Annotated in this window: 29 protein-coding genes; 12 read left to right on the top strand and 17 right to left on the bottom strand. The window is 66.4% G+C overall.

What is annotated here, in order from left to right:
* Positions 1-2: 2 nt before the first annotated feature.
* Complete coding sequence (locus ACYX4P_RS15915) at positions 3-149, bottom strand: hypothetical protein (protein WP_248120400.1); 147 nt, start codon at positions 147-149, stop codon at positions 3-5.
* Between ACYX4P_RS15915 and ACYX4P_RS15910 the strand changes: the two genes are divergently transcribed.
* Genes ACYX4P_RS15910 through ACYX4P_RS15895 form a run of 4 tightly spaced genes read left to right on the top strand, consistent with a single transcriptional unit; the run spans position 148 to position 2,409 of the window.
* Positions 148-570, top strand: coding sequence for an antitoxin Xre/MbcA/ParS toxin-binding domain-containing protein (locus ACYX4P_RS15910; RefSeq protein WP_248120398.1), 423 nt, complete (start codon positions 148-150; stop codon positions 568-570). The genes ACYX4P_RS15915 and ACYX4P_RS15910 overlap by 2 nt on opposite strands.
* Positions 567-1,049, top strand: coding sequence for an RES family NAD+ phosphorylase (locus ACYX4P_RS15905; protein WP_248120396.1), 483 nt, complete (start codon positions 567-569; stop codon positions 1,047-1,049). Before ACYX4P_RS15910 ends, ACYX4P_RS15905 begins: the two co-directional genes overlap by 4 nt.
* Positions 1,046-1,591 carry a 5-formyltetrahydrofolate cyclo-ligase gene (locus ACYX4P_RS15900; protein WP_248120394.1) on the top strand — a complete coding sequence of 182 codons (546 nt, stop codon included), beginning with the start codon at positions 1,046-1,048 and terminating at the stop codon, positions 1,589-1,591. The genes ACYX4P_RS15905 and ACYX4P_RS15900 overlap by 4 nt, the downstream gene beginning before the upstream one ends.
* Positions 1,588-2,409 carry a TIGR00282 family metallophosphoesterase gene (locus tag ACYX4P_RS15895; RefSeq protein ID WP_248120392.1) on the top strand — a complete coding sequence of 274 codons (822 nt, stop codon included), beginning with the start codon at positions 1,588-1,590 and terminating at the stop codon, positions 2,407-2,409. Before ACYX4P_RS15900 ends, ACYX4P_RS15895 begins: the two co-directional genes overlap by 4 nt.
* A gap of 31 nt (positions 2,410-2,440) precedes the next feature.
* Here the strand turns inward: ACYX4P_RS15895 and ACYX4P_RS15890 are convergent, their stop codons facing one another.
* From ACYX4P_RS15890 to purL, 3 genes are all read right to left on the bottom strand, one after another.
* Positions 2,441-3,715 (bottom strand): cytochrome P450, encoded by a 1,275-nt coding sequence (locus tag ACYX4P_RS15890; protein ID WP_248120390.1) that lies wholly within the window; start codon positions 3,713-3,715, stop codon positions 2,441-2,443.
* Between the two features lie 149 nt (positions 3,716-3,864).
* Entirely contained in the window at positions 3,865-4,293 is a 429-nt protein-coding gene (locus ACYX4P_RS15885) for a DUF305 domain-containing protein (protein WP_248120388.1), read from the bottom strand.
* Positions 4,290-6,506 carry a phosphoribosylformylglycinamidine synthase subunit PurL gene (gene purL / locus ACYX4P_RS15880; RefSeq protein ID WP_248120386.1) on the bottom strand — a complete coding sequence of 739 codons (2,217 nt, stop codon included), beginning with the start codon at positions 6,504-6,506 and terminating at the stop codon, positions 4,290-4,292. The genes ACYX4P_RS15885 and purL overlap by 4 nt, the downstream gene beginning before the upstream one ends.
* 112 nt (positions 6,507-6,618) lie before the next feature.
* Between purL and ACYX4P_RS15875 the strand changes: the two genes are divergently transcribed.
* Entirely contained in the window at positions 6,619-6,762 is a 144-nt protein-coding gene (locus tag ACYX4P_RS15875) for a hypothetical protein (RefSeq protein ID WP_248120384.1), read from the top strand.
* Complete coding sequence (locus ACYX4P_RS15870) at positions 6,759-7,007, top strand: Tat pathway signal protein (protein WP_248120383.1); 249 nt, start codon at positions 6,759-6,761, stop codon at positions 7,005-7,007. Before ACYX4P_RS15875 ends, ACYX4P_RS15870 begins: the two co-directional genes overlap by 4 nt.
* Positions 7,008-7,066: 59 nt before the next feature.
* Here the strand turns inward: ACYX4P_RS15870 and ACYX4P_RS15865 are convergent, their stop codons facing one another.
* Positions 7,067-7,864, bottom strand: a complete 798-nt coding sequence (locus ACYX4P_RS15865) for a hypothetical protein (RefSeq protein ID WP_248120381.1) — start codon at positions 7,862-7,864, stop codon at positions 7,067-7,069.
* A gap of 140 nt (positions 7,865-8,004) precedes the next feature.
* Between ACYX4P_RS15865 and ACYX4P_RS15860 the strand changes: the two genes are divergently transcribed.
* Complete coding sequence (locus ACYX4P_RS15860) at positions 8,005-8,379, top strand: hypothetical protein (RefSeq protein WP_292074815.1); 375 nt, start codon at positions 8,005-8,007, stop codon at positions 8,377-8,379.
* Positions 8,380-8,435: 56 nt separating this feature from the next.
* Positions 8,436-8,633, top strand: a complete 198-nt coding sequence (locus tag ACYX4P_RS15855) for a hypothetical protein (RefSeq protein WP_248120377.1) — start codon at positions 8,436-8,438, stop codon at positions 8,631-8,633.
* A gap of 5 nt (positions 8,634-8,638) precedes the next feature.
* On the opposite strand, the gene ACYX4P_RS15850 is transcribed toward ACYX4P_RS15855, so the two are convergent.
* The 6 genes from ACYX4P_RS15850 to purC form a co-directional block, all read right to left on the bottom strand.
* Positions 8,639-9,475 (bottom strand): hypothetical protein, encoded by an 837-nt coding sequence (locus ACYX4P_RS15850; protein WP_248120376.1) that lies wholly within the window; start codon positions 9,473-9,475, stop codon positions 8,639-8,641.
* Positions 9,476-9,506: 31 nt separating this feature from the next.
* The gene (gene purQ, locus ACYX4P_RS15845; RefSeq protein WP_248120374.1) at positions 9,507-10,169 is read right to left on the bottom strand and encodes a phosphoribosylformylglycinamidine synthase subunit PurQ; all 663 of its coding nucleotides are present in this window, start codon (positions 10,167-10,169) and stop codon (positions 9,507-9,509) included.
* 33 nt (positions 10,170-10,202) lie between these two features.
* Positions 10,203-11,420, bottom strand: coding sequence for an MFS transporter (locus tag ACYX4P_RS15840; protein WP_248120371.1), 1,218 nt, complete (start codon positions 11,418-11,420; stop codon positions 10,203-10,205).
* A gap of 37 nt (positions 11,421-11,457) precedes the next feature.
* Complete coding sequence (locus tag ACYX4P_RS15835; protein ID WP_248120369.1) at positions 11,458-11,937, bottom strand: YbhB/YbcL family Raf kinase inhibitor-like protein; 480 nt, start codon at positions 11,935-11,937, stop codon at positions 11,458-11,460.
* A gap of 89 nt (positions 11,938-12,026) precedes the next feature.
* A complete protein-coding gene (gene purS, locus ACYX4P_RS15830) occupies positions 12,027-12,263 on the bottom strand; it encodes a phosphoribosylformylglycinamidine synthase subunit PurS (protein WP_248120367.1) in 237 nt (78 codons plus the stop codon).
* Positions 12,263-13,021 (bottom strand): phosphoribosylaminoimidazolesuccinocarboxamide synthase, encoded by a 759-nt coding sequence (gene purC, locus ACYX4P_RS15825; RefSeq protein ID WP_039244425.1) that lies wholly within the window; start codon positions 13,019-13,021, stop codon positions 12,263-12,265. The genes purS and purC overlap by 1 nt, the downstream gene beginning before the upstream one ends.
* A gap of 315 nt (positions 13,022-13,336) precedes the next feature.
* On the opposite strand from purC, the gene ACYX4P_RS15820 reads away from it, so the two are divergent.
* Positions 13,337-13,660: a DUF1476 domain-containing protein gene (locus ACYX4P_RS15820; RefSeq protein ID WP_248120365.1), complete on the top strand. Its 324-nt coding sequence runs from the start codon at positions 13,337-13,339 to the stop codon at positions 13,658-13,660.
* A gap of 182 nt (positions 13,661-13,842) precedes the next feature.
* Here the strand turns inward: ACYX4P_RS15820 and ACYX4P_RS15815 are convergent, their stop codons facing one another.
* The 4 genes from ACYX4P_RS15815 to purB form a co-directional block, all read right to left on the bottom strand.
* Entirely contained in the window at positions 13,843-14,475 is a 633-nt protein-coding gene (locus ACYX4P_RS15815; protein ID WP_248120363.1) for a fasciclin domain-containing protein, read from the bottom strand.
* A gap of 106 nt (positions 14,476-14,581) precedes the next feature.
* Positions 14,582-15,433: a formyltetrahydrofolate deformylase gene (gene purU, locus ACYX4P_RS15810; RefSeq protein WP_248120361.1), complete on the bottom strand. Its 852-nt coding sequence runs from the start codon at positions 15,431-15,433 to the stop codon at positions 14,582-14,584.
* Positions 15,433-15,945: a DNA-deoxyinosine glycosylase gene (locus ACYX4P_RS15805; protein WP_248120359.1), complete on the bottom strand. Its 513-nt coding sequence runs from the start codon at positions 15,943-15,945 to the stop codon at positions 15,433-15,435. The genes purU and ACYX4P_RS15805 overlap by 1 nt, the downstream gene beginning before the upstream one ends.
* A complete protein-coding gene (gene purB, locus ACYX4P_RS15800) occupies positions 15,946-17,244 on the bottom strand; it encodes an adenylosuccinate lyase (protein ID WP_248120357.1) in 1,299 nt (432 codons plus the stop codon).
* A 163-nt stretch (positions 17,245-17,407) separates the two neighbouring features.
* On the opposite strand from purB, the gene ACYX4P_RS15795 reads away from it, so the two are divergent.
* A complete protein-coding gene (locus ACYX4P_RS15795) occupies positions 17,408-17,728 on the top strand; it encodes a DMT family transporter (RefSeq protein ID WP_248120355.1) in 321 nt (106 codons plus the stop codon).
* Between the two features lie 121 nt (positions 17,729-17,849).
* Positions 17,850-17,999, top strand: a complete 150-nt coding sequence (locus tag ACYX4P_RS15790) for a hypothetical protein (protein ID WP_248120354.1) — start codon at positions 17,850-17,852, stop codon at positions 17,997-17,999.
* A 4-nt stretch (positions 18,000-18,003) separates the two neighbouring features.
* Here the strand turns inward: ACYX4P_RS15790 and ACYX4P_RS15785 are convergent, their stop codons facing one another.
* Positions 18,004-19,695: a lytic transglycosylase domain-containing protein gene (locus tag ACYX4P_RS15785; RefSeq protein ID WP_248120352.1), complete on the bottom strand. Its 1,692-nt coding sequence runs from the start codon at positions 19,693-19,695 to the stop codon at positions 18,004-18,006.
* A gap of 94 nt (positions 19,696-19,789) precedes the next feature.
* Entirely contained in the window at positions 19,790-20,602 is an 813-nt protein-coding gene (locus ACYX4P_RS15780; protein WP_248120350.1) for a uracil-DNA glycosylase, read from the bottom strand.
* Positions 20,603-20,797: 195 nt separating this feature from the next.
* On the opposite strand from ACYX4P_RS15780, the gene ACYX4P_RS15775 reads away from it, so the two are divergent.
* A complete protein-coding gene (locus tag ACYX4P_RS15775; RefSeq protein ID WP_248120522.1) occupies positions 20,798-22,453 on the top strand; it encodes an electron transfer flavoprotein-ubiquinone oxidoreductase in 1,656 nt (551 codons plus the stop codon).
* Positions 22,454-22,471: the final 18 nt, after the last annotated feature.

The raw sequence follows: 22,471 nt of genomic DNA, 5'->3' as shown, positions 1-22,471 counted from the left end.
TTTCATTCCTTCTGGCGCAAACGCTCGCCGCGCGGCGGCTCGCTGCTTGAGCGCGCGTTCGTCATTCCACTCAGCGTCGGCTGTTTGCTGTCATTGACAAGCGTCTCATGTGAGACAACATGCTGTCTATGTTGAGCGAGGTCGGTCATGTCTGACTATTCCACTGTCGCCTATGTGCTGGGGGTCAAGGACGCCGCCAGCATTTCGCCTATGGATCTGGCCCGATCGGTCAGCGCCGGTCTGCCGACACGCGCCCTGACGCTGGTGGCCGACGCCGTCAGCCCCGACGACAACGGTTTCCGCCACAAGGTCGTGCCGCGCGCCACGGCGGCCCGCAACAAGTCCGGCGTCCTGTCTCCCGCCGCCAGCGAGCGGGTCGCCCGCGTCGCGCGCGTCTGGGCCGAGGCGGTGGCGGTCTGGGGCGGCGATGTCGCGGCGCGCGGCTTCCTGTTCCGCCCCCACGCCATGCTGGAAAATCAGGCCCCGATGACGGTGGCCATCGGCAGTGAACTGGGCGCCGAATTGGTTTGCGATATTCTGGGTCGATTGCGCTACGGCTCGGCGGCTTGACGGCGCAACGGCTGGACAAGGGGCTGACCGCCTACCGGATCGGTGATCCGGAGGGGGCGGCCTATCCGATATTCGACGCCACAGGATCGACCATCAATCCAGGCCGCTGGAACGACCCGACGCATCCGTTGATCTATGCGGCGCAACACTATTCCACTAGCTTGCTGGAGAAGCTGGTCCACGGCTCCGGCGCCCTGCCGCCGAACCAGCACTATGTCGAGATCGCCATCCCCGCAGGCGTCAGCTACGAGGTGTTTCAGCCCGCAGCCCATCCGGGCTGGGATTTGGCGAATGGCGCGGTCAGCCGCGCTTTCGGTTGCGAATGGCACAGATCGGCGCGGTCGTTGATCCTGATCGTTCCCTCCGTCGTGGCGCGGCTGGACAGCAACATCCTGATCAATCCCAACCATTCCGACTTCGCGCGGATCACGACCGGGCTGAACATCCCTGTCTATTGGGACGCGAGACTGTTTCCATGAGCGACAAGTCCCAACGGCGCTCGGACATGCGCATGCTGCGCAAACGTCTGGCCGGGCTGGATCCAGAGGCGGCGGCGCGCGCCGCCGATCATGCGGACCAGTTGCCGAAGGGTGAGTTCGTGGCCCTGTACCGCGCGATGGGGTCGGAGCTGGACACGGACGCCCTGGCCCAGGCCCTGTCACGCCAGGGCCGTCGTCTCTGCCTGCCCGTGGTGATCCAGCGTGACGCCCCGATGATCTTTCGCGCCTGGTCGCCGGGCGAGCCGCTGGAGCTGGACGCCGCCGGATGCCCCGCGCCCCTGCCGTTGGCCCAGACTGTCGATCCCGATCTGATCCTGGCGCCCCTTCTGGCCTTCGACGATCAGGGCGGACGCCTGGGGCAGGGCGGCGGCTTTTACGACCGCACCTTCGCGGAACGGCCGCACGCCCTGCGCATCGGCTTCGCCTATGCGGGTCAGGTGGTCGAGCGGCTGATTTTGGATGAACACGACATTCGGCTGCATGGCGTTCTGACCGAGAACGGCTATACGGCTTCCAAATGAGACTGGCATTTTTCGGCGACGTCATCGGCAAGTCCGGCCGTGACGGCATCAGCGATCACCTTCCTGGCTTGAAGCGCGACCTGAAACTCGATTTCGTGGTGGTCAACGCCGAGAACGCGGCGGGCGGGTTCGGCATTACTGAGAACACGGCGCGAGAGCTGTTCATGGCGGGCGCCGACTGTCTGACGCTGGGCAACCATTCGTGGGACCAGCGCGAGGCCCTGACCTATATCGTGCGCGAGCCGCGCCTGATCCGTCCAGCCAACTATCCGCGTCTGATGGATGCGCCGGGCGCCGGGGCCAATCTGTTCGAGACCGATACCGGGCGAACCGTTCTGGTCATGAATGTGCTGGGGCGCGTCCATATGGACCCGATGGATGATCCGTTCGGCGCGGTGGAGCGGGAACTGGCGGCCGCCCCGCTCGGCGCCGTCGCCGACGCCGTCATCGTGGACATGCATTGCGAAGCGACCTCGGAGAAGATGGCCATGGGCCACTTCTGCGACGGACGCGCTTCGCTGGTCGTGGGCACCCACACCCACGTCCCGACCGCTGACTGCCAGATCCTGCCGGGCGGCACGGCCTATCAGACCGACGCCGGTGGCTGCTGCGACTATGACAGTGTCATCGGCAACGAAAAGGACGAGCCGCTGCGCCGTTTCACCACCAGAATTTCGGGCGGCCGCTACACCCCGGCCTCGGGTCCGGCGACTATCTGCGGCGTCTTCGTGGAGACCGACGACCGGACCGGGTTGGCGACGCGCGTCGAGCCGATCCGGGTCGGCGGTCGCCTGTCCCAGGCGATCCCGGTCGTCTAGGCTGGGTTGGACGGGCGCCTCGCCGCCCTGATCAGCGACGCCGCGCTCGCAGCCTCAGCCGCATCGGTTCGCGGCTGCGCAGGGTGATCTGGTGGACAGGGCGGGGTTCGGCGGTCGTCAAAGGCTCCACCTCCGCCACGTGGAGTATGGCGGCCAAGGCGATCATCGCCTCCTGCAGGGCGAAGGCCGCGCCGATGCAGACGCGGGGCCCGGCGCTGAAGGGGATATAGGCGTAGCGGTCGATGGCCTTGCGATGTTCGGGCAGGAACCGTTCGGGTCTGAAGGCGTCGGGATCGTCCCACCAAAGCGTGTGGCGTTGCAGAATCCACGGGGACACGATCACCGTCGCGCCGGCCCTGATCTTCTGGCCCCCGATCTCGTCGTCCGCCAGCGCCTTGCGCGCCATGGTCGGGGCGGGCGGGAACAGGCGCATCGTCTCTTCCAGCACGGCGCGGGTCCAGGGCAGGGCCTCGGCCCATTTGGGATTGGCGACGTCGAACTGGTCGGCTTCCGCCTGCACCCGGGCCAGATACTCCGGCTGACGCGACAGCAGATGCAGCACCCAGCCCAGGGCGCGCGCTGTGGTCTCATGCCCCGCCAGGATGAAGGTCAGGATGTTGGAGGCCACCTCGGCATCTGACAGACCTGGGCCGCCGTTCTCGTCCCTGGCCAGCAGAAGGGCGCTGAGCAGATCGGCCGGCGGAGCGTCGCCCGCCTGGATGTGCGCCCGCCGCGCCTCGACCAACCGCGTCACCCGCTGTTCGAAGAACCGGGCCGAGCGGAAGCTGGCCAGCCGCCCCAGACGCGGGGCCCAGTCGGGCGCGCCCAGCACATCCAGCGGGTCGATGCGCGCGCCATTGGCCAGGAACTGGTTCAGCGCCCGCTCGAACCCACGCGCTTCGCCGCCCAGCTCGTCCGAAAACATGGTGGCCGACAGGATGTCGAAGGTCAGGCCCGACATCTCGGAATCGACGTCCAGCACTCGCCCTCGCGCCGACAGCGCCCAGGCGGCGACGCGCGCATGGCAGACCTCGGCCATGCGCGCGTTCAGCGTGGCCATCTTCGCCGGGGTGAACAGGGGCGCCAGGATGCGTCGGGCGCGGCGCCATTTGTCGCCCTCGGTCAACAGCAAGCCCTCGGCCAGCATCGGACCCAGCACCCGCTTCTGCAACTCGCCCTTCTCATAGTTGGCGGCGTTCTCGGTCAGGACGTGCCGAACCCCCTCGGGATGGCTGACAACCAGAACCTCGCCAAAGGCCGAGTGGCCGTAAATCTGCGGCTCGGTGAAATGCCGCTGCGACCACATGCGGATCGGATCACGCCAACTGACCCAAAGGAACGGCAGCAGAGAAAGAGGCTTGCCCGCCCTTCGGGGCGGTATTGCGGGACGAAAGGGCGTTGCGCCGTCAGCCATTCCCGAACCCTAGGCGCGGGATGTGACGTTCGAAAGGCGGATCAGCGCGTCGTCGGCGTGGAGGGTGCCCAGGCCTTCATTTGCGTGATCTCGCGCGTCTGCGCGTCGATCACGGTCTGGGCCATGCGACGGATGGCCGGGTCGCGGCTGTCGCGCAGGGCGACCTTGGCCATGTCGACGGCGCCCTCGTGGTGGGCGATCATCTTGGCGACATAGGCCTGGTCGATCGTCTGGCCCGACGCTGCGGCCATCTTGCGGTGCATTTCGGCTTCCGACGCGGCGAAGGCCCGGTCGCCCGGCGTGACGCCCGACGCCGGGCTATGGGACGTCTCGACTTCGGCCGTGGTCCGGGCCGCCGCCGCGTGGTTGGCGGCCGAGGTGTCGCGCAGCGCCTGCTGCACCGGGTCGCCGCCGCCGTCACAGGCCCCCAGCAACAGGACCAGGGCGACGGGCGCGGCGGTGCGGATCATGCGGCGTCGCCCATCCAGCCTGGCATCCAGCCTTCGTGCCATTCGCGCAGATGGGCGACGGGGATGCTGAACAGTTCGCCCTTGTCGCCCTTGGAGGCGAAGGCGTCGCCGCCCGCATGGCCGACGACCGAGGCATGCAGACCGGCGGCCTGGGCCTTGGCGATCAGGGCGTCGGCGTCGGTCACGGCGACCAGATAACGGGCCTGGTCTTCTCCGAACAGGAAGATGTGGGCATGGGCGGCGCTGGAGGCGTCCAAGGTCACGCCGACGTCCGAGGCCAGCACCAGATCGGAGACGGCGCCGATCAGGCCGCCGTCGGACAGATCATGCACCACGGTCAGTTCGCCAGCCTCGATCAGGCCGCGCACGAAATCACCTGTTTGCTTCTCAAGCTTCAGATCGACAGGCGGCGGGGCGCCGTCCTCGCGGCCAAGAACCTCGCGCAGATAGATGGAGGCGCCCAGTTCGCCGTGCGTCTGGCCGATCAGGACCAGCGTATCGCCCTCGGCCATGCCGCCAAAGCCGGTCACCACGTCATAGTTGGGCAGCAGTCCCACGGCGCCCACGGTAGGGGTCGGCGGAATGGCGACGCCGTTGGTCTCGTTATAAAGGCTGACGTTGCCGCTCACGACCGGGAAGACCAGTTCTCGGCAGGCCTCGGCCATGCCGTCGATGGCGCGCACGATCTGGCCCATGATCTCGGGGCGCTGCGGATTGCCGAAGTTCAGATTGTCGGTGATGGCGATGGGGCGCGACCCCACGGCGGTCAGGTTGCGCCAAGCCTCGGCCACGGCCTGTTTGCCGCCCTCATAGGGGTCGTTCTGGACATAGCGCGGGGTGCAGTCCGAGGTGACGGCCAGACCCTTGTCCGTACCATGCACCCGCACCACGCCCGCGTCGGCGCCGGTGGCCGAATCCTGCAGCGTGTCGGCCATGACGTGGCGGTCGTACTGTTCCCAGATCCAGCGCTTGGAGGCCATGTCGGGGCAGGCGACGACCTTCATCACCGCATCGTCCCAGTTCTCGGGCGCGGGGATGTCGGCGTGGTTCAGTTTCGGCTGAAGCTCCGGCTGGACCCACGGACGGTCATACAGGGGCGCATCGTCGAACAGGGGCGCCAGCGGCACGTCGCACACGGTCTCGCCGTGATGCTTCAGCACCAGACGGCCGGTGTCGGTGGTCACGCCGATGACGGCGGCGTCCAGGCCCCACTTCTTGAAGATGCGGTGACCGTCTTCCTCGCGGCCGGGCTTCAGGACGGCCAGCATCCGCTCCTGACTTTCCGACAGCATCATCTCATAGGCGGTCATGCCCTCTTCGCGCTGGGGCACGGCGTCCATGTTCAACTCGATGCCGACGCCGCCCTTGCCGGCCATTTCGACCGAGGAGGAGGTCAGGCCCGCCGCGCCCATGTCCTGGATGGCGGCGACCGCGCCGGACGCCATCAGCTCCAGCGTCGCCTCGATCAGCAGTTTCTCGGCGAAGGGGTCGCCGACCTGGACGGTGGGGCGTTTGGATTCCGATTCGTCGTCGAACTCGGCCGAGGACATGGTTGCGCCGTGGATGCCGTCGCGCCCTGTCTTGGACCCGAAATAGACCACCGACAGGCCCGCCGAGGGCGCGGCCGAATAGAAGATGCTGTCGGCCTTGGCCAGGCCCACGCACATCGCGTTGACCAGGATGTTGCCGTTGTAGCCGGAGTGGAAGTTGGTCTCGCCCGCCACGGTCGGCACGCCGACGCAGTTGCCGTAGCCGCCGATGCCCGACACGACGCCCGAGACCAGACGCCTGGTCTTCTCATGGTTCACATCGCCGAAACGCAGGGCGTTCAGCAGGGCCACGGGGCGCGCACCCATGGTGAAGACGTCGCGCATGATGCCGCCCACGCCCGTCGCCGCGCCCTGATAGGGTTCGATGAAGCTGGGGTGGTTGTGGCTCTCCATCTTGAAGATGCAGGCGTCGCCGTCGTCGATGTCGATCACGCCGGCATTCTCGCCCGGACCGCAGATGACGCGCTCGCCCGTGGTCGGGAACTTGCCCAGGTGGATCTTGGAGGATTTGTAGGAGCAGTGCTCGGACCACATGACCGAGAAGACGCCCAGTTCGACGTGGTTGGGCTCGCGCCCCAGTCGGTCGAGGACGACCTGATACTCGTTCGGGGCCAGGCCGTATTCAGCGGCCAATTCGGACATCGTCTTTTCAGGAGCGCTCATGGGCGGCGCTTCTAGCCGCAGATGCGCCGATTGTCAGCCCGCGTGGCGCAAGATCGGGGAACATCGACCACGGCGAGCGGTTGATTTCGGCGACAGTTCCAAGGAGCACACCATGACCGACACCCCTATAGACCCGGCCGCCACGCCCGAGGACGACGACCGGCCCGAGATCGCCGCCGATGACGCGGGCGCGTCCGCCCTTGCCGAAGCCGCTCAGAAGAAGGCGGAAGACGACGCCGAGGAGGACGACAAGTGAGCAAGCCTCACACCGACCGCATCGTCCCCGCTTCGGGTCAGCAGATGGATCGTTCGAACGACCCCGAGACGACGGCCGAACTGGACGCCGCCGCGCCAGAGGCCGCCCTGGCCAGTCGCCAGCGCCTGACGGGTTCCGCTGCCGGTGTCGGCAGCGTTGGATTCGACCAAGACGGCGCCTTCGACGTTGGGGCCGATGATCACGAGCCCCAGGATGATGCGATCACGGCTAAGCCTGAAGCCTGATCCATGGCTTCCCGCTCATCCCGACGACAGCAGGGATGAGCGGGAAAAGCTCCCGAACTCTAGCGGGCGCGCTCGACGCCGGGGCGCAGGCGGAAGCTCAACAGCACGCCGCCCACCAAAAGCACAACCGCGCCGCCCAGGGCCGTGAAGGCCACGGCGGGCTTGTCCGCCTGCTCCGCCACGAAGGCGCCCAGCAGGCCCCAGGCCGTCGGCAGCGGATAGGCCAGCGTCCGCAGAACCGCCGTGACGCCCAGCGCGATCACCGTCACCGCCACGATGGCGACGATAGCCCAAAGCTCAGGCGACAGGGCGGTGGGCAGGGCTTCAAAAGCGGTCAAGGTGGTGATCAGGTTCAGCGGCGCGGCGACCGTCAACCAGCCTGCAAGGGCGGCCAGCGGCCAGACCAGCAACAGCCGCTCGCGGTCCAGACGCGGCAAGCTCCGCACAAGGCCGGCGACGCTGAGCAGCGGCAGGAGCAAGGCCACCAGGGATGCGAAGATCACGACCACGCTGGCCGCCTTCAGGTTCAGGGCGGCGACGATGATCCATAACCCGATGCCGAAGAAGGAGACCGCCGAGGGCAGGCCCATCCGCGTCAGCAGAGGGCTTTCTCCGGTCTGCGGCAGGACCTGGCGGATGGCATAGGCCAGCACGCCCGCATAGATCAGCCCCCAGATGGCGAAGGCGTAGCCGGCGACGCGCAGGGTGCTGTTCCCGTCTTCGGCGAACTCGGCCTGGTTCAGGCCCAGGCCGGCCAGATTCTGGACCAGAGGCACGGCGATGGCGAAAACGGCGGCGGCCAGGACAACCAGGCGGCGTGTGCGTTGACCGGGGGTAGGGCGGATGATGGAGGACATTGGCTTTCCATTGCGAAGCTTGTGCGGGTCATACGCGCAGGACGGGAAGAAGGTTCATCCACTCCTCGGAAAAGTGAAGCTTGCATTACGCGCTGCCGGCGCCCTCTGCTGTTTCGATGCAAGATTCGAAACCTCTGGTCGTGTCGATTCTGGTCCTTCTATCGGCGGTCGGCGTTTCGACCGCCACTGTCGCGCAGGTGCAGCCGTCGGTTCAGACGGCGCCCTTGCCAGCCTCGGTTCAGGACGCCTGGGTCCAGGTGCGCGCCGCCCTGACGCCCGCCCAGCAGGCCAACGCCGTACGTGGCTTCCTGTCCGCGTTGGCGGCATACGAACGGCGGCCCACCCTGCCGCCCATGGACGCGCGCGACATCGCCTCCGGGCGCGCAGTGTCCCTGGACGATCCGGCCTTGCTGCAACGGCCACAGGCGCATGAGGTCACGATCACGGTCGGAGGACAGTTTCTGGTGTTCCGCCCCCTGTCCCGCGCCAGTCTGGAGCCCTTGTTCGGTCGATAGGAACCCAAGACGCCCGAAGGTGGTTTTTCGGCTGAACCCGCATAGAGGATGACCCCATGGCCGACCCCGACAACGAAGACCTGCACCTGACCGAAGAGGTCGAGGCCAACCTGGCCATCGAACAGGGGTTGGGCGTCGGCGCGCGCGAATTGGCCGCCCAGCGCGAGGCGGGGGAAAAGGCGTTCGACGGCCAGGACGAAGACGATGCGGCCGCCGATCTTTCCGATGGGCGCGCCCAGATCAAGGATGTCTGAGCGCCTCAGGGCTCCATCTTGAAGTTGACCGAAAAGCGTACCATCCGGCCGCCCAGCGTCAGACCTGCGGCGGCCGCTTCTTCCGAAAGCTTGAGGCGCGCGCGAGGCAGAGAACGTTCGACCGAGCGCCACAGATTATAGCCCGCAGGTTGCTCGCTTTCCGTCTGACAATCGGTCATCTGCCCGGTATCGGTCAGGACGCAGGACAGCACGACATAGCCCTCCAGCGGACTTCGACCATTTACCGATTCTGGGAATGTCGGGCGCGGCACGGTCTGCCATTGCACGGTGTCAGGCAGTCCGTCCTGCCCATTGCCGTCGATTTCTCGGGCCCTCGCTTCGCGCGGATCGACCATCGGCCGGCCGCAGGCGGTCAGTGTCTGTTCGATCGCGGTGCTGGACGTATCCAGATCCATGACGTAGCGCGTCCGCCGACCGTTTGGGGGCGATGCGGGCACGATGACCTGAAGCTTGCCGCCCTTCGCCAAGTCGCGCGCGACGACCGCGGGCAATCGACTGAACGCAGTGTTCCGCTGCGTGCCTACTGTCCAGACCGAGGTGTAGGGTTCAGTCTGGTCGCCGGCCTGGATTCCAAGTTCGCGCGACAGGTCGCGACGCGGCGCGTCGGGAAGGCCGGTGATCAGGACGTCATAGACCCCATCCATACAGCGGGCGGCTATGGCAAGGCCCGATGTGAAGTCGATCGTCGCCATCACAGCCTTGCGTTCAGGCACGGACGTCAGCGTCCAGTCCTCGGCCTGAGGAGTGCTCTCTTGTGCCAGGACAGGCGAAGCTGCGGCGAGAGAAAGGAGAGCGGCGGTTAATCGAAGGCGATTGTGCATCGCCTTAATCCGCACCAACTTCTGATTGCCGTCAAGCGGCGGCGTAGATGCTCTGGAACAGCACGGCTCCGTCGGCGGAACCCAGTTCGGCTTCGAAGGCGCGGTCCGGGTGGGGCATCATGCCCAGGACGTTGCCGCGTGCGTTCTGGATGCCGGCGATGGCGTTGACCGAGCCGTTGGGATTGTCGACGTAGCGGAACACGACTTGGCCCTCGCCCTCGATGCGGGCCAGGGTTTCGGCGTCGGCGAAGAAGTTTCCGTCGCCGTTGCCCTGCGTCATCACCACCTCGCGCTGGCCCTGATAGCCGGCGGTGAAGCGGGTCTGGCCGTTGGCGACGGTCAGGGCGATGGGCTTGCAGACGTATTTCAGACCCTGATTGCGCAACAGGGCGCCTGGCAGCAGTCCGGCCTCGCACAGGATCTGGAAGCCGTTGCAGATGCCGACCACGGCGACGCCGTCTTCCGCCGCCTTCTTGACCGCCTGCATCACCGGCGACTGGGCCGCCATGGCGCCGCAGCGCAGATAGTCGCCGTAGGAAAAGCCGCCGGGAATCACGATCAGGTCCAGACCTTGAGGCAGCTCGGTCTCGGCGTGCCAGACCATCGACACCGGCTCGCCGGTGGAGCGTTCGACGGCGACCTTGCAGTCGCGATCGCAGTTGGAACCGGGGAAGACGATGACGGCGGCGCTCATGGCGCGGGCCTTTAGCAGGCTTCTTTCGGCTTGTCAGGCCGTCGCGTGCTTGCGACCGGTGACCCAGGCGATGACGAAGATGACGAAGCCGCCCAGCGACAGCCCCATGCCGACCCAGCCGGTCGAGGCCCAGCCATAGCCGGCCGCGATGGCCATGCCGCCCAACAGGGGGCCGATGGCGTTGGCGGTGTTGAAGGCCGAGTGGTTCAGCGCCGCCGCCAGGGTCTGGGCGTCGCCGGCCACATCCATCAGCCGGGTCTGAAGGATCGACCCCAGCCCCCCGCCGGCGCCGATCAGGAAGATCACGATCATCACCGCCCACAGATGCGGCGTCGCGATCGGATAGAGCGCCAGGGCCGCCGCGCTCCACAGCAACAGCAGGCCTGCGGCCTTGAACCCGATGTGGTCCGCCGCCCATGCGCCCAGGATATTGCCCATGAACATTCCCACGCCGAACACGGCGAAGATCCAGGGCATGACAGCGGCGCTCACGCCCGTCACCGCCTCAAGCGTGGAGGCCAGATAGGCATAGACCGCGAACATGCCGCCGAAGCCGACGGCGCCGACGCCCAGCGTCAGCCACACCTGACTGCGCTTCAGCGCGCCTAGTTCGCGCAAGGGGCTGGCGTCGGGATGGGCTGGATCGCGCGGCGCGAACAAGGCGACCAGCGCCATGGTCACGACGGCCAGCAGGCCCACGATGGCGAAGGTCCAGCGCCAGCCGTGGGCGTGGCTGATGATATTGACCACCGGCACGCCCAGCACGGTCCCGACCGTCAGCCCCATCAGTATGGTCGAGACGGCGCGGGTGCGGAAATGAAGCGGCACGACCGAGGCTGCGACCAGGGCCGCCACGCCGAAATAGGCTCCGTGCGGCAAACCGCTGAGAAAGCGGAACACCAGCATCCAGTGATAGGTGGGCGCGAGGGCGCTGGCGACATTGCCGATGGCGAACAAGGCCATGAAACCGATCAGCAACTGCCAGCGCGGCAGGCGCGCGCCCAGCACCGCCAGGATCGGCGCGCCGACCACGACGCCCGCGGCATAGGCGCTGATGACATGGCCCGCAGTCGGGGCATCGACACCCAGACCGGCGGCGAAGTCGGGCAGGATGCTCATGGCCGCGAACTCTGTCACGCCGATGGCGAAGCCGCCCATGGCCAGGGCGACCAGAACCAGCGCCACTGCCCCGCGAGAGAGCGTTGGCGAGTCGGGAAGAAGAGCGGCCTGGGCCATGTTGCGGCGCAACATACGCTCGCCTAATGACCCGACAAGGGCAAACCCGCGATCAACCCTGGTTTTCGTAGGTCGCCGTGATCGACGCCTTGGCCAGGGTGTGGAAATGCAGGTTGAAGCCGAACACGGCGCCGGAATTGTCGGCCGTGACGTCCAGGCTCTCCACATCCACCGCGAAGACGGTGAAGATGTAGCGGTGCGGGCCGTGGCCGGCCGGAGGTGCGGCGCCGCCGAAGCCGGCCTGGCCGAAGTCCGTGCGCCCCTGGATCGCGCTGTGAGGCAGATGTCCCCCCGCCGATCCGGCGCCGCTCGCCAGTTGGGTCACATCCGCCGGAATATTGGCCACTGTCCAGTGCCAGAAGCCCGAGCCGGTCGGCGCATCGGGATCATAGCAGGTGATCGCATAGCTCTTGGTCCCCTCCGGCGCCCCGGACCAGGCCAACTGCGGCGAGGTGTTGCCCTTGGCGTGAACCTGGGCGTCCGGCAAAACCCCGCCGTCCTGAATGTCGGTGGAGGTGAGGGTGAAGGTCATGGGCGCTCCGTCGATCAAGCCGTCTGCTAAACTGGCGCCCATGACGAAGGATGCAACCGTCTCCACCTCAATATGTCGGGGAGGAGCCGTCAGGCCGCCTCGATGCGGTAGCTTTCGATCACCGTATTGGCGAGCAGTTGCTCGCACATCTTCTTGGCTTCGCCTTGCGGGTCTTCGACCCCGGTCAGGTCGAATTCGATCAGCTTGCCGACGCGGGCGTTCGATACGCCGGGCCAGCCCAGACCCTGCAGGGCGCCTTCGACGGCCTTGCCCTGAACATCCAGAACGCCCGGTTTGAGGAAGACGTGAACCTTGACCTTAGCCATTAGTGCAGTCCCCCCTGGATGACGGTCGGCATGCCCTTCATGATGCCCAGGCGACGCGCAACCTCGGTGTAGCTTTCGATCACATTGCCGAGGTCGCGACGGAAGCGGTCCTTGTCCAGCTTCTCGCCGGTCGAGGCGTCCCACAGGCGGCAGCTGTCGGGGCTGATCTCGTCGGCCAGCAGCACGCGGCTGAAGTCGTTCTCCCACACGCGGCCGAACTCGATCTTGAAGTCAACCAAGGTGATGCCGACGGCGCTGAACAGGCCCGACAGATAGTCGTTCACCCGCACCGTCATGGCCAGCATGTCGTCCAGTTCCTGGGTCGAGGCCCAGTTGAAGGCGGTGATATGCTCTTCGGTGACCATGGGGTCGTTGAGCTCGTCCTTCTTGTAGTAGAATTCGATGATTGAACGGGGCAGGGGCGTGCCTTCCTCGATGCCCAGGCGCTGGCTCATCGAACCGGCGACGATGTTGCGGCAGACGACTTCCAGCGGAATGATCTCGACTTCGCGGATCAGCTGCTCGCGCAGGTTCAGGCGTTTGATGAAGTGGTTGGTCACGCCGATGCCGTTCAGGCGCGACATGATGAACTCGCTGATCTGATTGTTGACCACGCCCTTGCCTTCCAGCACGGCCTTCTTCTGCGCGTTGAAGGCGGTGGCGTCGTCCTTGAAATACTGGATCAGGGTGCCGGGCTCGGGTCCTTCGTAGAGGATCTTGGCCTTGCCCTCGTAGATTTTCTTGCGCTTGCTGTTCATCGTCCGGTCCCGGCTTACGGGCGCCTTCCAGAAACAAAAATCGCGCGGCCATGAATGGAAGGGCAAGACCCGGTCCTGGCGGCGCGTTTCGGAATCGTTCGGGCAGTCAATCTCGTTCGGCGTCTCCTTAGCGGAACCCGGGCTATGATACAAATGAGGATGGCGGTCGCGCCCTGTTGACCCCAGCGTGACACATGCGCCGGATGAGGACAGACGGTCCCAGACGACTGAACTCAGGTTGCGTTCATGGCCGGGCGGTCTATAGACGGCCGTTGCCCCGACGTTAGCGGGGCGTACGGAGCTATGCTGAGCGAAATGACGACCTTCGACGATCGGGAAAAGGCCTTCGAGGCCAAGTTCGCCCTCGATCAGGAGCAGGAGTTCAAGGCCATCGCCCGGCGCAACCGGATGCTGGGCCTCTGGGCCGCCGAAAAGATGGGCCTGTCGGCCGAAAGCGCCGATCAGTACGCCGCAGCCGTCGTGCGAGCCGATTTCGAGCAGCCGGGCGACGAGGACGTGTTCCGCAAGGTCGCCGGCGACTTCAAGGCTTCGGGCCTGTCCGTGTCCGAAGGCGAGATTCGCTCCAAGATCGACGAACTGGCCTCCATCGCTCGAGAGCAGATTCGCGCCGGCGAATAAGCCTTCGGTCGGGGTCGATATCGAAATTCGAAAGGGCCGCACCCGGGGGAAAGTGCGGCCCTTTCTTTTTTGCCGGGGACGTTGGGGGATGTCTCACCCGGCGTACTGTGCGTCTCGCGCCCCTAAACAACACCGGCGCAAGATTTTGGTTTCAGCGCCGAGAGGCCGAAACCCAATTATTTTTACGGCATCAGAACCGTGTCCACGACGTGGACCATGCCGTTCGATTGCGCCACGTCCGCCTGGGTGATGGTGGACTTGCCGCCCTTGGCGTCGGTGATGACCCAGGTGTTGTTCGGGCCGGCCGAAACCTTCAGTTCTTCGCCCTGAACCGTCTTCAGCGTGGCGACGCCGCCATTGGCCCGAGCTTGGGCGGCGATGTCGGCGGCCGTCAGACGACCGGCGACGACGTGATAGGTCAGAATCTTGGTCAGATCTGCCTTCATCGCCGGCTGCATCAGGCTGGTGCGGGTGGCCTCGGGGATTTTGCCGAAAGCGGCGTTGTCAGGCGCGAAGACGGTGAAGGGACCAGCGCCCTGCAAGGTGTCAACCAGGCCGGCGGCTTTGACGGCCGAGACCAGGGTGGTCAGATTCGACGCCTTGGAGGCGTTGGCGACGATGGTCTCGTTCGGGCTCATCGCGGCGCCCCCGACCATTGGATCGGTCGCGGGGGCCATCGCCGCGCCTTCGGCTGGCGCCATGGCGGTCGTTTCCGCGGGCGCGGTCTTTGCCGGTTCGTTGTTGTTGCAGGCGCCTAGCGCCATCAGCGCGCCGCCGGATACGGCGACGAGCATAAGATTGCGAAGATTTTTCATGGTGTTTCGTTCCCTATTTCCCGCTCACGAGGCGGTAACGGGAACGTTACGTTTACGAAGGCCGAGAGGATGCATGTCGCGCGACAAGAAATCGCAGCTTCACCATTCAGTCTTCGAACACGACCGTCTTTGCACCATGCAGCAAAACGCGGTCTTCCAAATGACGACGGACAGCGCGGGCCAAAACGCGGCGCTCGATGTCGCGGCCCTTGCGGATCAGGTCTTCGGGGCGGTCGCGGTGGCTGATCCGCTCCACGTCCTGCTCGATGATCGGCCCTTCGTCCAGGTCGGGCGTGACATAGTGGGCGGTGGCGCCGATGACCTTCACCCCGCGCGCATGGGCCTGGTGATAGGGTTTGGCGCCCTTGAAGCCCGGCAGGAACGAGTGGTGGATGTTGATGCATCGCCCCGCCAGCGCGCGGCTGAGGTCGTCCGACAGGATTTGCATGTAGCGCGCCAGCACAACCAGCTCCGTGCCGGTCTCTTCGATCAGGCGCAGCAGGGTCTTTTCCTGATCCGCCTTGGCGGGGGCGTCGCCCGCCTTCAGCGGCAAGTGGTGGAACGGCAGGTCGCCCAGATCGACATGACCGATCAGCTCGCGCGGATGGTTCGACACGACGGCCGTCACCTGCATGGGCAGTTCGTCGATGCGCCAGCGGTACAGCAGGTCCGCCAGGCAGTGATCGAACCTGGACGTCAGGATCATCACCTTGCGTAGTTCTGCCCCACGCAGCGTCCAGTCCATCTCGAACCGCGCGGCCAGAGGGGCGAAGGCGTCCCTGATCACGGCCTCGACGTCACCGTCGGCGGGTTCGAACACCACCCGCATGAAGAAGGTGTCGCTGTAAGCGTCGCCGAACTGCTGGGCGTCGGAGATGTTGGCGTCGCGCGCCAGCAGAAACGAGGAAACCGCCGCGACGATGCCGTGGCGGTCAGGGCAGGAAAGGGTCAGGATCATCAGTCAGCAGGCTTATCTGGCAGAAACTTCCCCAGTATGGCCCAGGTTGTCGACTTTGCCGACAAGGATATTGCATGGGCGGGGCTGGATGACGGCAAATCCAGCAGTTCGACGCCGCCCACGCCGCTCAGGATCCGCCGCCCCAGCCGGGCCGCCAAGCCGCCATTGAAGGCGACGGCTCGCAGCGCCGGCAGGCTTTCGACCAGTCCGCGCAGATCGGCGGCCTCGGGCGAGCGGATGGCGGCGTCCAGACTGCCCGACCGTTCCGCCGAGGCGATCACGTCCCACAACCCGACCCCGCACGCCTTCAACCGTTCGAGCCGTTGCTCATAGGGCAGGGCAGGCAGGTCTTCGCCCAGCACGCCGCCGATCAGCGCCCAGAAGCCGTTGCGCGGATGCGCGTAATACTGCGCCGCCTTCAGAGACGCATCCCCCGGCAGACTGCCGAGAATGAGCAGGCGGGCGCCCGCATCGACAATGGGTTCAAAGCCGATGCGGCGCTGGTCAGACACTCAGTCTCCGAACACCCGCTTGAACACCACATCCACGTTCTTGGTGTGGTAGCCCAGGTCGAACAGGGCTTCGAGCTGGTCGTGGGGCAGGGTGACGCGATCGTCGGCCTTCAGGAAGTCGATGAAGGCGCCTTCGCCGCGCCAGACCTTCATGGCGTTCTCTTGAACGGCGGCATAGGCGTCTTCGCGCAAAACGCCCGCCTGGGTCAGGGCCAGCATGACCCGTTGCGAGTGAACCAGACCGCCCAGGCGGTCGATGTTCTTCTGCATGTTCTCAGGATAGACGTTCAGCCGCTCGACGACACTGGCCAGGCGGTGCAGGGCGAAGTCCAGGTGGATGGTCGCGTCGGGGCCGATGCCGCGCTCGACCGAAGAATGGCTGATGTCGCGCTCATGCCACAGGGCGACGTTCTCCATCGCCGGGGTCACGGCCGAACGGACCAGACGGGCCAGGCCGGTCAGGTTTTCGGTCAGGATCGGGTTGCGCTTGTGCGGCATGGCCGACGAGCCCTTCTGGCCCTTGTCGAAGAACTCTTCGGCTTCGAGAACTTCGGTGCGTTGCAGGTGGCGGATTTCGACCGCGAGGCGTTCGACCGACGACGCGACCACGCCCAGAGCGGCGAAGAAGGCGGCGTGGCGGTCGCGCGGGATGACCTGGGTCGAGACCGGCTCGACCTGAAGGCCCATCTGGTCGGCGACATACTGTTCAACGGCCGGATCGACATTGGCGAAGGTGCCGACGGCGCCCGAGATTGCGCAGGTGGCGATCTCTTCCTTGGCGGTGATCAGGCGGCGTTTGGCGCGCTGGAACTCGGCGTGATAGCCGGCCAGCTTCAGGCCGAAGGTCACCGGCTCGGCGTGGATGCCGTGCGAACGGCCCACGGTCGGGGTGTATTTATGCTCCTTGGCGCGGGTCTCCAGCGCGGCCAGCACCCGGTCCACGCCCTCGATCAGCAGGTCCGACGAGCGCGCCAGTTGGACCGCGAAACAGGTGTCCAGCACGTCCGATGAGGTCATGCCCTGGTGCAGAAAGCGGGCTTCCTCACCGACGATTTCCGCGACGTGCGTCAGGAAGGCGATGACGTCGTGTTTGGTGGTGCGTTCGATCTCGTCGATGCGATCGGCGTCGAAGGTCGCGTCCTTGCCCTTGGCCCAGATGGCCTCGGCCGATTCCTTCGGAATCACGCCCAGTTCTGCCATCTTCGTGGCGGCGTGGGCCTCGATCTCGAACCAGATCTTGTACTTGGTTTCCTGGGACCAGATGGCGGCGGCGACGGGGCGGGAATAGCGCGTGATCATGGGCGGTTCGTGTCGGTCTGACGGGCCTCGGAGTCAAGGTTCGCCGGACGCCAGCCTTGACTTTGCGCTGCCCTGTCCCAGATTAGGCGCGCTTTCAGGAGGACGACCTCCCCCACATGGGATCAACGCCGGGACGACCCGGCGCCATGCAGGGAGATACGTCATGGCCTGGGCTTTCCTTCTTTTCGCCGGCCTGCTCGAAGTGATCTGGGCCTTTCTGATGAAGGCGTCTGTCGGTTTCACACGGCCGTGGCCGACCGTGGGGATGATCGTCTTCATGATCGGGTCGTTCGGCCTGTTGTCGATGGCGATGAGAACCCTGCCGCTGGGCACGGCCTACGCTATCTGGACCGGCATCGGGGCGGTGGGCGCCTTCGCGGTCGGGGCGGTCTTTCTGGGCGAGCCGCTGACGCCTCTCAGACTCGTCGGCGTGACCCTGGTGGCGTCCGGCCTGATCGTGCTGAAACTGGCCTCCAGCCATTGACGGTCTTGCAGGTTTGAGGCGGCGGCGAAATCCTAAACGAACGCGAACCATTTCGGCAGACGCCGCGTTAAGCCGACGTCGTTACCTGAAGGACGGCGTTTCCCTTATTCGGACCTGTCAGATGCCCCGCACGGCCATGCCGACAATTCAGCCCCAAACGGACGCGGACGCGGACGCTGCGCCGCGCGCCATGCATCCGGTCGTGGGCTATGGTCTGGCGGCCCTGATCGGAACCGCCTTCTGGGCCAGCCTGCTGATGGCGATCTTCTAGGCGGCTATCGCTCGCCTCCGACCGCGCTGGCCTGGGCGATCAGGACCGGCTCGGCCTGAGGCGGCGGAGCGACATAATCCAGGGCGATCGGCGCGGCCCGGGCGCCCGATGCCAAGGCGTCCAGCGTTTTCAACGGCCCGCCGAACATTCGCTGATAGATCCAGTAGCTGGCCACGACCTTTTCGACGTAGTCGCGGGCCTGGGGTACGTCGATGGTTTCGATCAGCAGCAGGGGATCGGCGTCTGGTCCCAGCTTCCTGACCGCCGCCAGCATCGGCCCCGGCCCGGCGTTGTAGGAGGCCACCGCCCGCAGGAGGTCGCCCTGGAAGGCCGGCAGGGCCAGCATTCGACTGATATAGGCCTGACCCAGTCGCAGGTTCACCGCAGGGTTGAACAGACGGGTCGGATCGTTGACGAAGCCCCGATCCCCGCTCAGTTCCGCCGCCGTCGTCGGCATAACCTGCATCAGGCCATAGGCGCCGACGCTGGATCGCGCCGTGGCGTTGAAATCGGTCTCCTTGCGCGCCAACGCATAGACCAGGGCCTTTTCGATGACGAAGCCGCCCTCGGGCGCCAGGTCCGGCATGGGGTAGCGGGTCGCATCGATGCGACTGGCCTCAGCGGCGGTGTTCACCGGCATGATGGCGCGGGCCAGGGCGGTCCACATCTTGGCGGCGTCGCCGACGGCGGTGCGCAGGTTGGATCGCAACTCCGTCTCGGCGTCGGCCCGGCGTCCGACCTCGTAGAAGGCGACAGTGCGCTTGGCGCGCGTGTCGCTCTGGACGAAGGCCTCCAGCGCGGTCGGCTCGACGCTGGCGCTCTGGGGCACATAGGTCGCGCGGCGCAGGCGCGCCTCGGCCTCATAGGGGCGCGGCCCCATGTTCTCGATGGTCGGCTCCTCGCCCAGCTGACGCAGGGCGATCTGACCATAGAAGGTGGCGGGCCATTGTCCCGCCAGATGCAGATAGTCGTTGACCCGATCCTGGCGGCCGGACTGCGAGGCCGCGCGCGCGGTCCAATAGGCGGCGCCGGCGCGCACCCACGGATCTTCGGTCGGGTCGTTGGCGACGCGCTCGAAGGCGGCGAAGGCTTCGTGGAACTGGCCCAGCCGCCATTCCGCCAAGCCGACCGTCCACCAGTCGCCGATCTGGCGACCGATGGCCGAGGCGCCGGTCAGGTCGTCGTTGTTGTAGGCGACGCGCGCCGCCTTGGCCGGATCGTCGACCCCGCCGCCGCCGGAAACCGCCGTCACCAGGCTGTTCCAGGTCCGGCCGATCACGCCGCCGGGCCGCGTCGGCTCGGGCGCGCCGTCCGGGCGACGACGCAGCGCCAGCGTATAAACGCGGTCGGCGCAGGGCAGGTCGGAATAGGTTTCCAGCCAGGCCGTCAGTTCTTCATAGGTGGCGATGTGGTCGGGGTGGAACAGGCTCTCGAACTCGACCTGGCCCAGCAGCACCCGGTCCTGGGCCTGGCGCGCGGAGGCCCGCGCCGTCTCGATGTCGCCGCGCCGCAGGGCGTCGAAGGCGGTGGTGTAGGAAATCCGGTCGGCGGAGCTCAGGGCGACGGGGCGGCCGGAACCGGCGCTCGAATCCGCCGTTGAACCGCCGTAGGGCGTTTCGGCCCACGCCGCGCACGATACGGCGCAGACGGCGACAGCCAGCGTCGGCGCGAGGAACGCGCGGCGGAACAGGTGCATAAGCGGCGGCCCCCTCGTTGGCGACGGCTGCCTGTCAACAGGACAAAGGCGGCGCGTGTATGGCGATGGTCGTCAGCATGTCACAATGCCGCCGTTAGCCTTGTTCTTCAACCGAGTCCGTTTCAAGGCGAACCGCCAGCGAAAGCAGATCGGCCCAGACCTGGCGTTTGGCCTGGGGCTGACGTAGCAGAAACGCGGGGTGCAGCGTCGGTATGACGGGGGCGGAAACGCCGCCCTCCGCGAGCCGCCACTCCTGCCAGCGGCCGCGCAGCTTCATGATCCCGTCCTCGGCCTGAAGCACCCCGCGCGCAGAGGCGGCGCCCAGCAGCAGCACCGCGCGCGGCTTCAACAAGGCGAAGGCGCGCTCCACGAAGGGGGCGCAGACCGCCTGCTCCTGGGGCGTGGGCGTGCGATTGCCGGGGGGGCGCCAGAAGACGGTGTTGGTGATGAAGACCCGGTCGGTCAGGCCGGCCGCCGCCAGCATCCGGTCCAGCAACTGACCCGCCTTGCCGACGAAGGGCTGGCCGATCCGGTCCTCGTCCGCGCCGGGGCCTTCGCCGACGATCAGCACGGGGGCGTTGGGATTGCCGCGTCCGAACACCGACTGGGTCGCGCCCATGCCGCGCAACGGACATCCTTCGAAGGCGGCGACGGCGGCGGCGAGATCCTGCAAGGTCGCCGCGCCCGCGGCCAGACGCCGGGCCTCGGACACGGCGTCCTCGGCGGCGTGTCCGGCCAGGGCCGGGGCCACAGAGGCGGTCGCGCGCTGCACCGCCTTCACCGCCGGCGGCGGAGCGATATGGGTGTGGTCGACCGGGGCGTCGCCATAGCAGGCGTCCACCCCCGCATCCCGCCAGAAGGCGAGCAGGCTTTCGACTGCAGCGATGTCATGGGGTTGCGCGTTCATGTCTGCGGGTACCGATAGGCCTTGACCGCCCTCGCGTCACCTTCCGATAAGCGGCATAACCACACGGACAACCGGGATTCAGGGGAAATCATGGCCGAAGACGCCATCGAGGGCGGCGCCGAAAACGCCCGTCAGGAAGCCATCATCGACAATCTGCCGCCGCTGGAGGCGCTGAACGGCGTCGAGCGCGAGATCATGGAATATGATGTCGTGATCGTCGGCGGAGGCCCGGCTGGCCTGTCGGCGGCCATCCGCCTGAAGCAGCGCGCGGAGAAGGACGGCAATGAGATCACCGTTGCGGTGCTGGAAAAGGCGGCCGAGGTCGGCGGTCACATCCTGTCCGGCGCCGTGATCGATCCCAAGGCGCTGAACGAGTTGTTCCCCGACTGGAAGGAACGGGGCGCGCCGCTGGAGACGCCCGTCACCAAGGATCGCTTCCTGTTGCTGGGGCCGCAAGGGTCGGCGCCGCTGCCGATGCCGTTGTTGCCGCCCTTCATGCACAACCACGGCTGCTACATCGCCTCGCTGGGCAATGTCACACGCTGGTTGGGCGAACAGGCCGAGGCGCTGGGCGTCGAGGTCTATCCCGGCATGGCCGCCAGCCATGTCGTCTGGGAAGAAGAGACGGGCCGGGTGAAGGGCGTCGTCGCCGGCGTCTTCGGCATCGACCGCGAAGGCAAGCCGACCGACGACTTCCAGCCGGGCATCGAACTGCACGGCAAATATGTCTTCATCGCCGAGGGCGTGCGCGGCTCCCTGGCCAAGACCATCATCGCTCGTCACAAGCTTCAGGACGGCAAGTCGCCGCAGAAATACGGCATCGGCCTGAAGGAGCTGTGGCAGGTGCCCGCCGAACAGCACCAGCCCGGCCTGGCCCAGCACACGACCGGCTGGCCGCTGGACGAACACACCGGCGGGGGCAGCTTCCTGTATCATTTCGGCGACCGCTACGTGGCCGTGGGCTATGTCGTTCACCTGAACTACAAGAACCCGTTCCTGTCGCCGTTCGACGAGTTCCAACGCTTCAAGCACCACCCCGAGATCGCCAAACACCTGCAGGGCGGGACGCGCATCTCCTATGGCGCGCGGGCGATCACCGAGGGGGGGCTGCAGTCGATTCCGAAACTGTCCTTCCCCGGCGGCGCTCTGATCGGCTGTTCGGCGGGCTTCGTGAACGTGCCCCGCATCAAGGGCAGCCACAACGCCATGAAGACCGGCATGCTGGCCGCCGACGCCGCCTATGAGGCGGTTCAGGCGGGGCGGTCGGGCGACGAACTGTTTGAATACCAGACCGCCTTCGAAAAGAGCTGGGTCTATAAGGAGCTGTCGGTCGTCAGAAACGCCAAGCCGCTGCTCAGCAAGTTCGGCACGACCCTGGGCGGGGCGCTGGGCATGTTCGACATGTGGTGCCGAACGCTGCTGGGCGGCTGGTCGCCGATCCCGACGTTGAAACACGCCAAGACCGACGCCGCCTCGACCGAGTTGGCGGCCAACCACAAACCGATCAAATACCCCAAGCCGGACGGCAAGCTGTCGTTCGACAAGCTCTCGTCGGTCTTCATCTCCAACACCAACCATGCCGAGGATCAGCCCGCCCACCTGAAGCTGCTGGATCCGTCCATCCCCATCCGGGTCAATCTGCCCGAATACGGCGAGCCTGCGCGGCTGTACTGCCCGGCGGGGGTGTACGAGGTCGTCTATGGCGACGAGGCGGCCAAGGCTGACCCGCGCTTCGTCATCAACGCCCAGAACTGCGTCCACTGCAAAACCTGCGACATCAAGGACCCGTCGCAGAACATCGTCTGGACCACGCCCGAAGGCGGCGGCGGTCCCAACTATCCGAACATGTAAACACCCCTATCCGCCCAT

This window comes from Brevundimonas sp. ABV4_179, from assembly GCF_056311945.1.
This window is presented reverse-complemented; position numbering and strand designations above follow the sequence as displayed.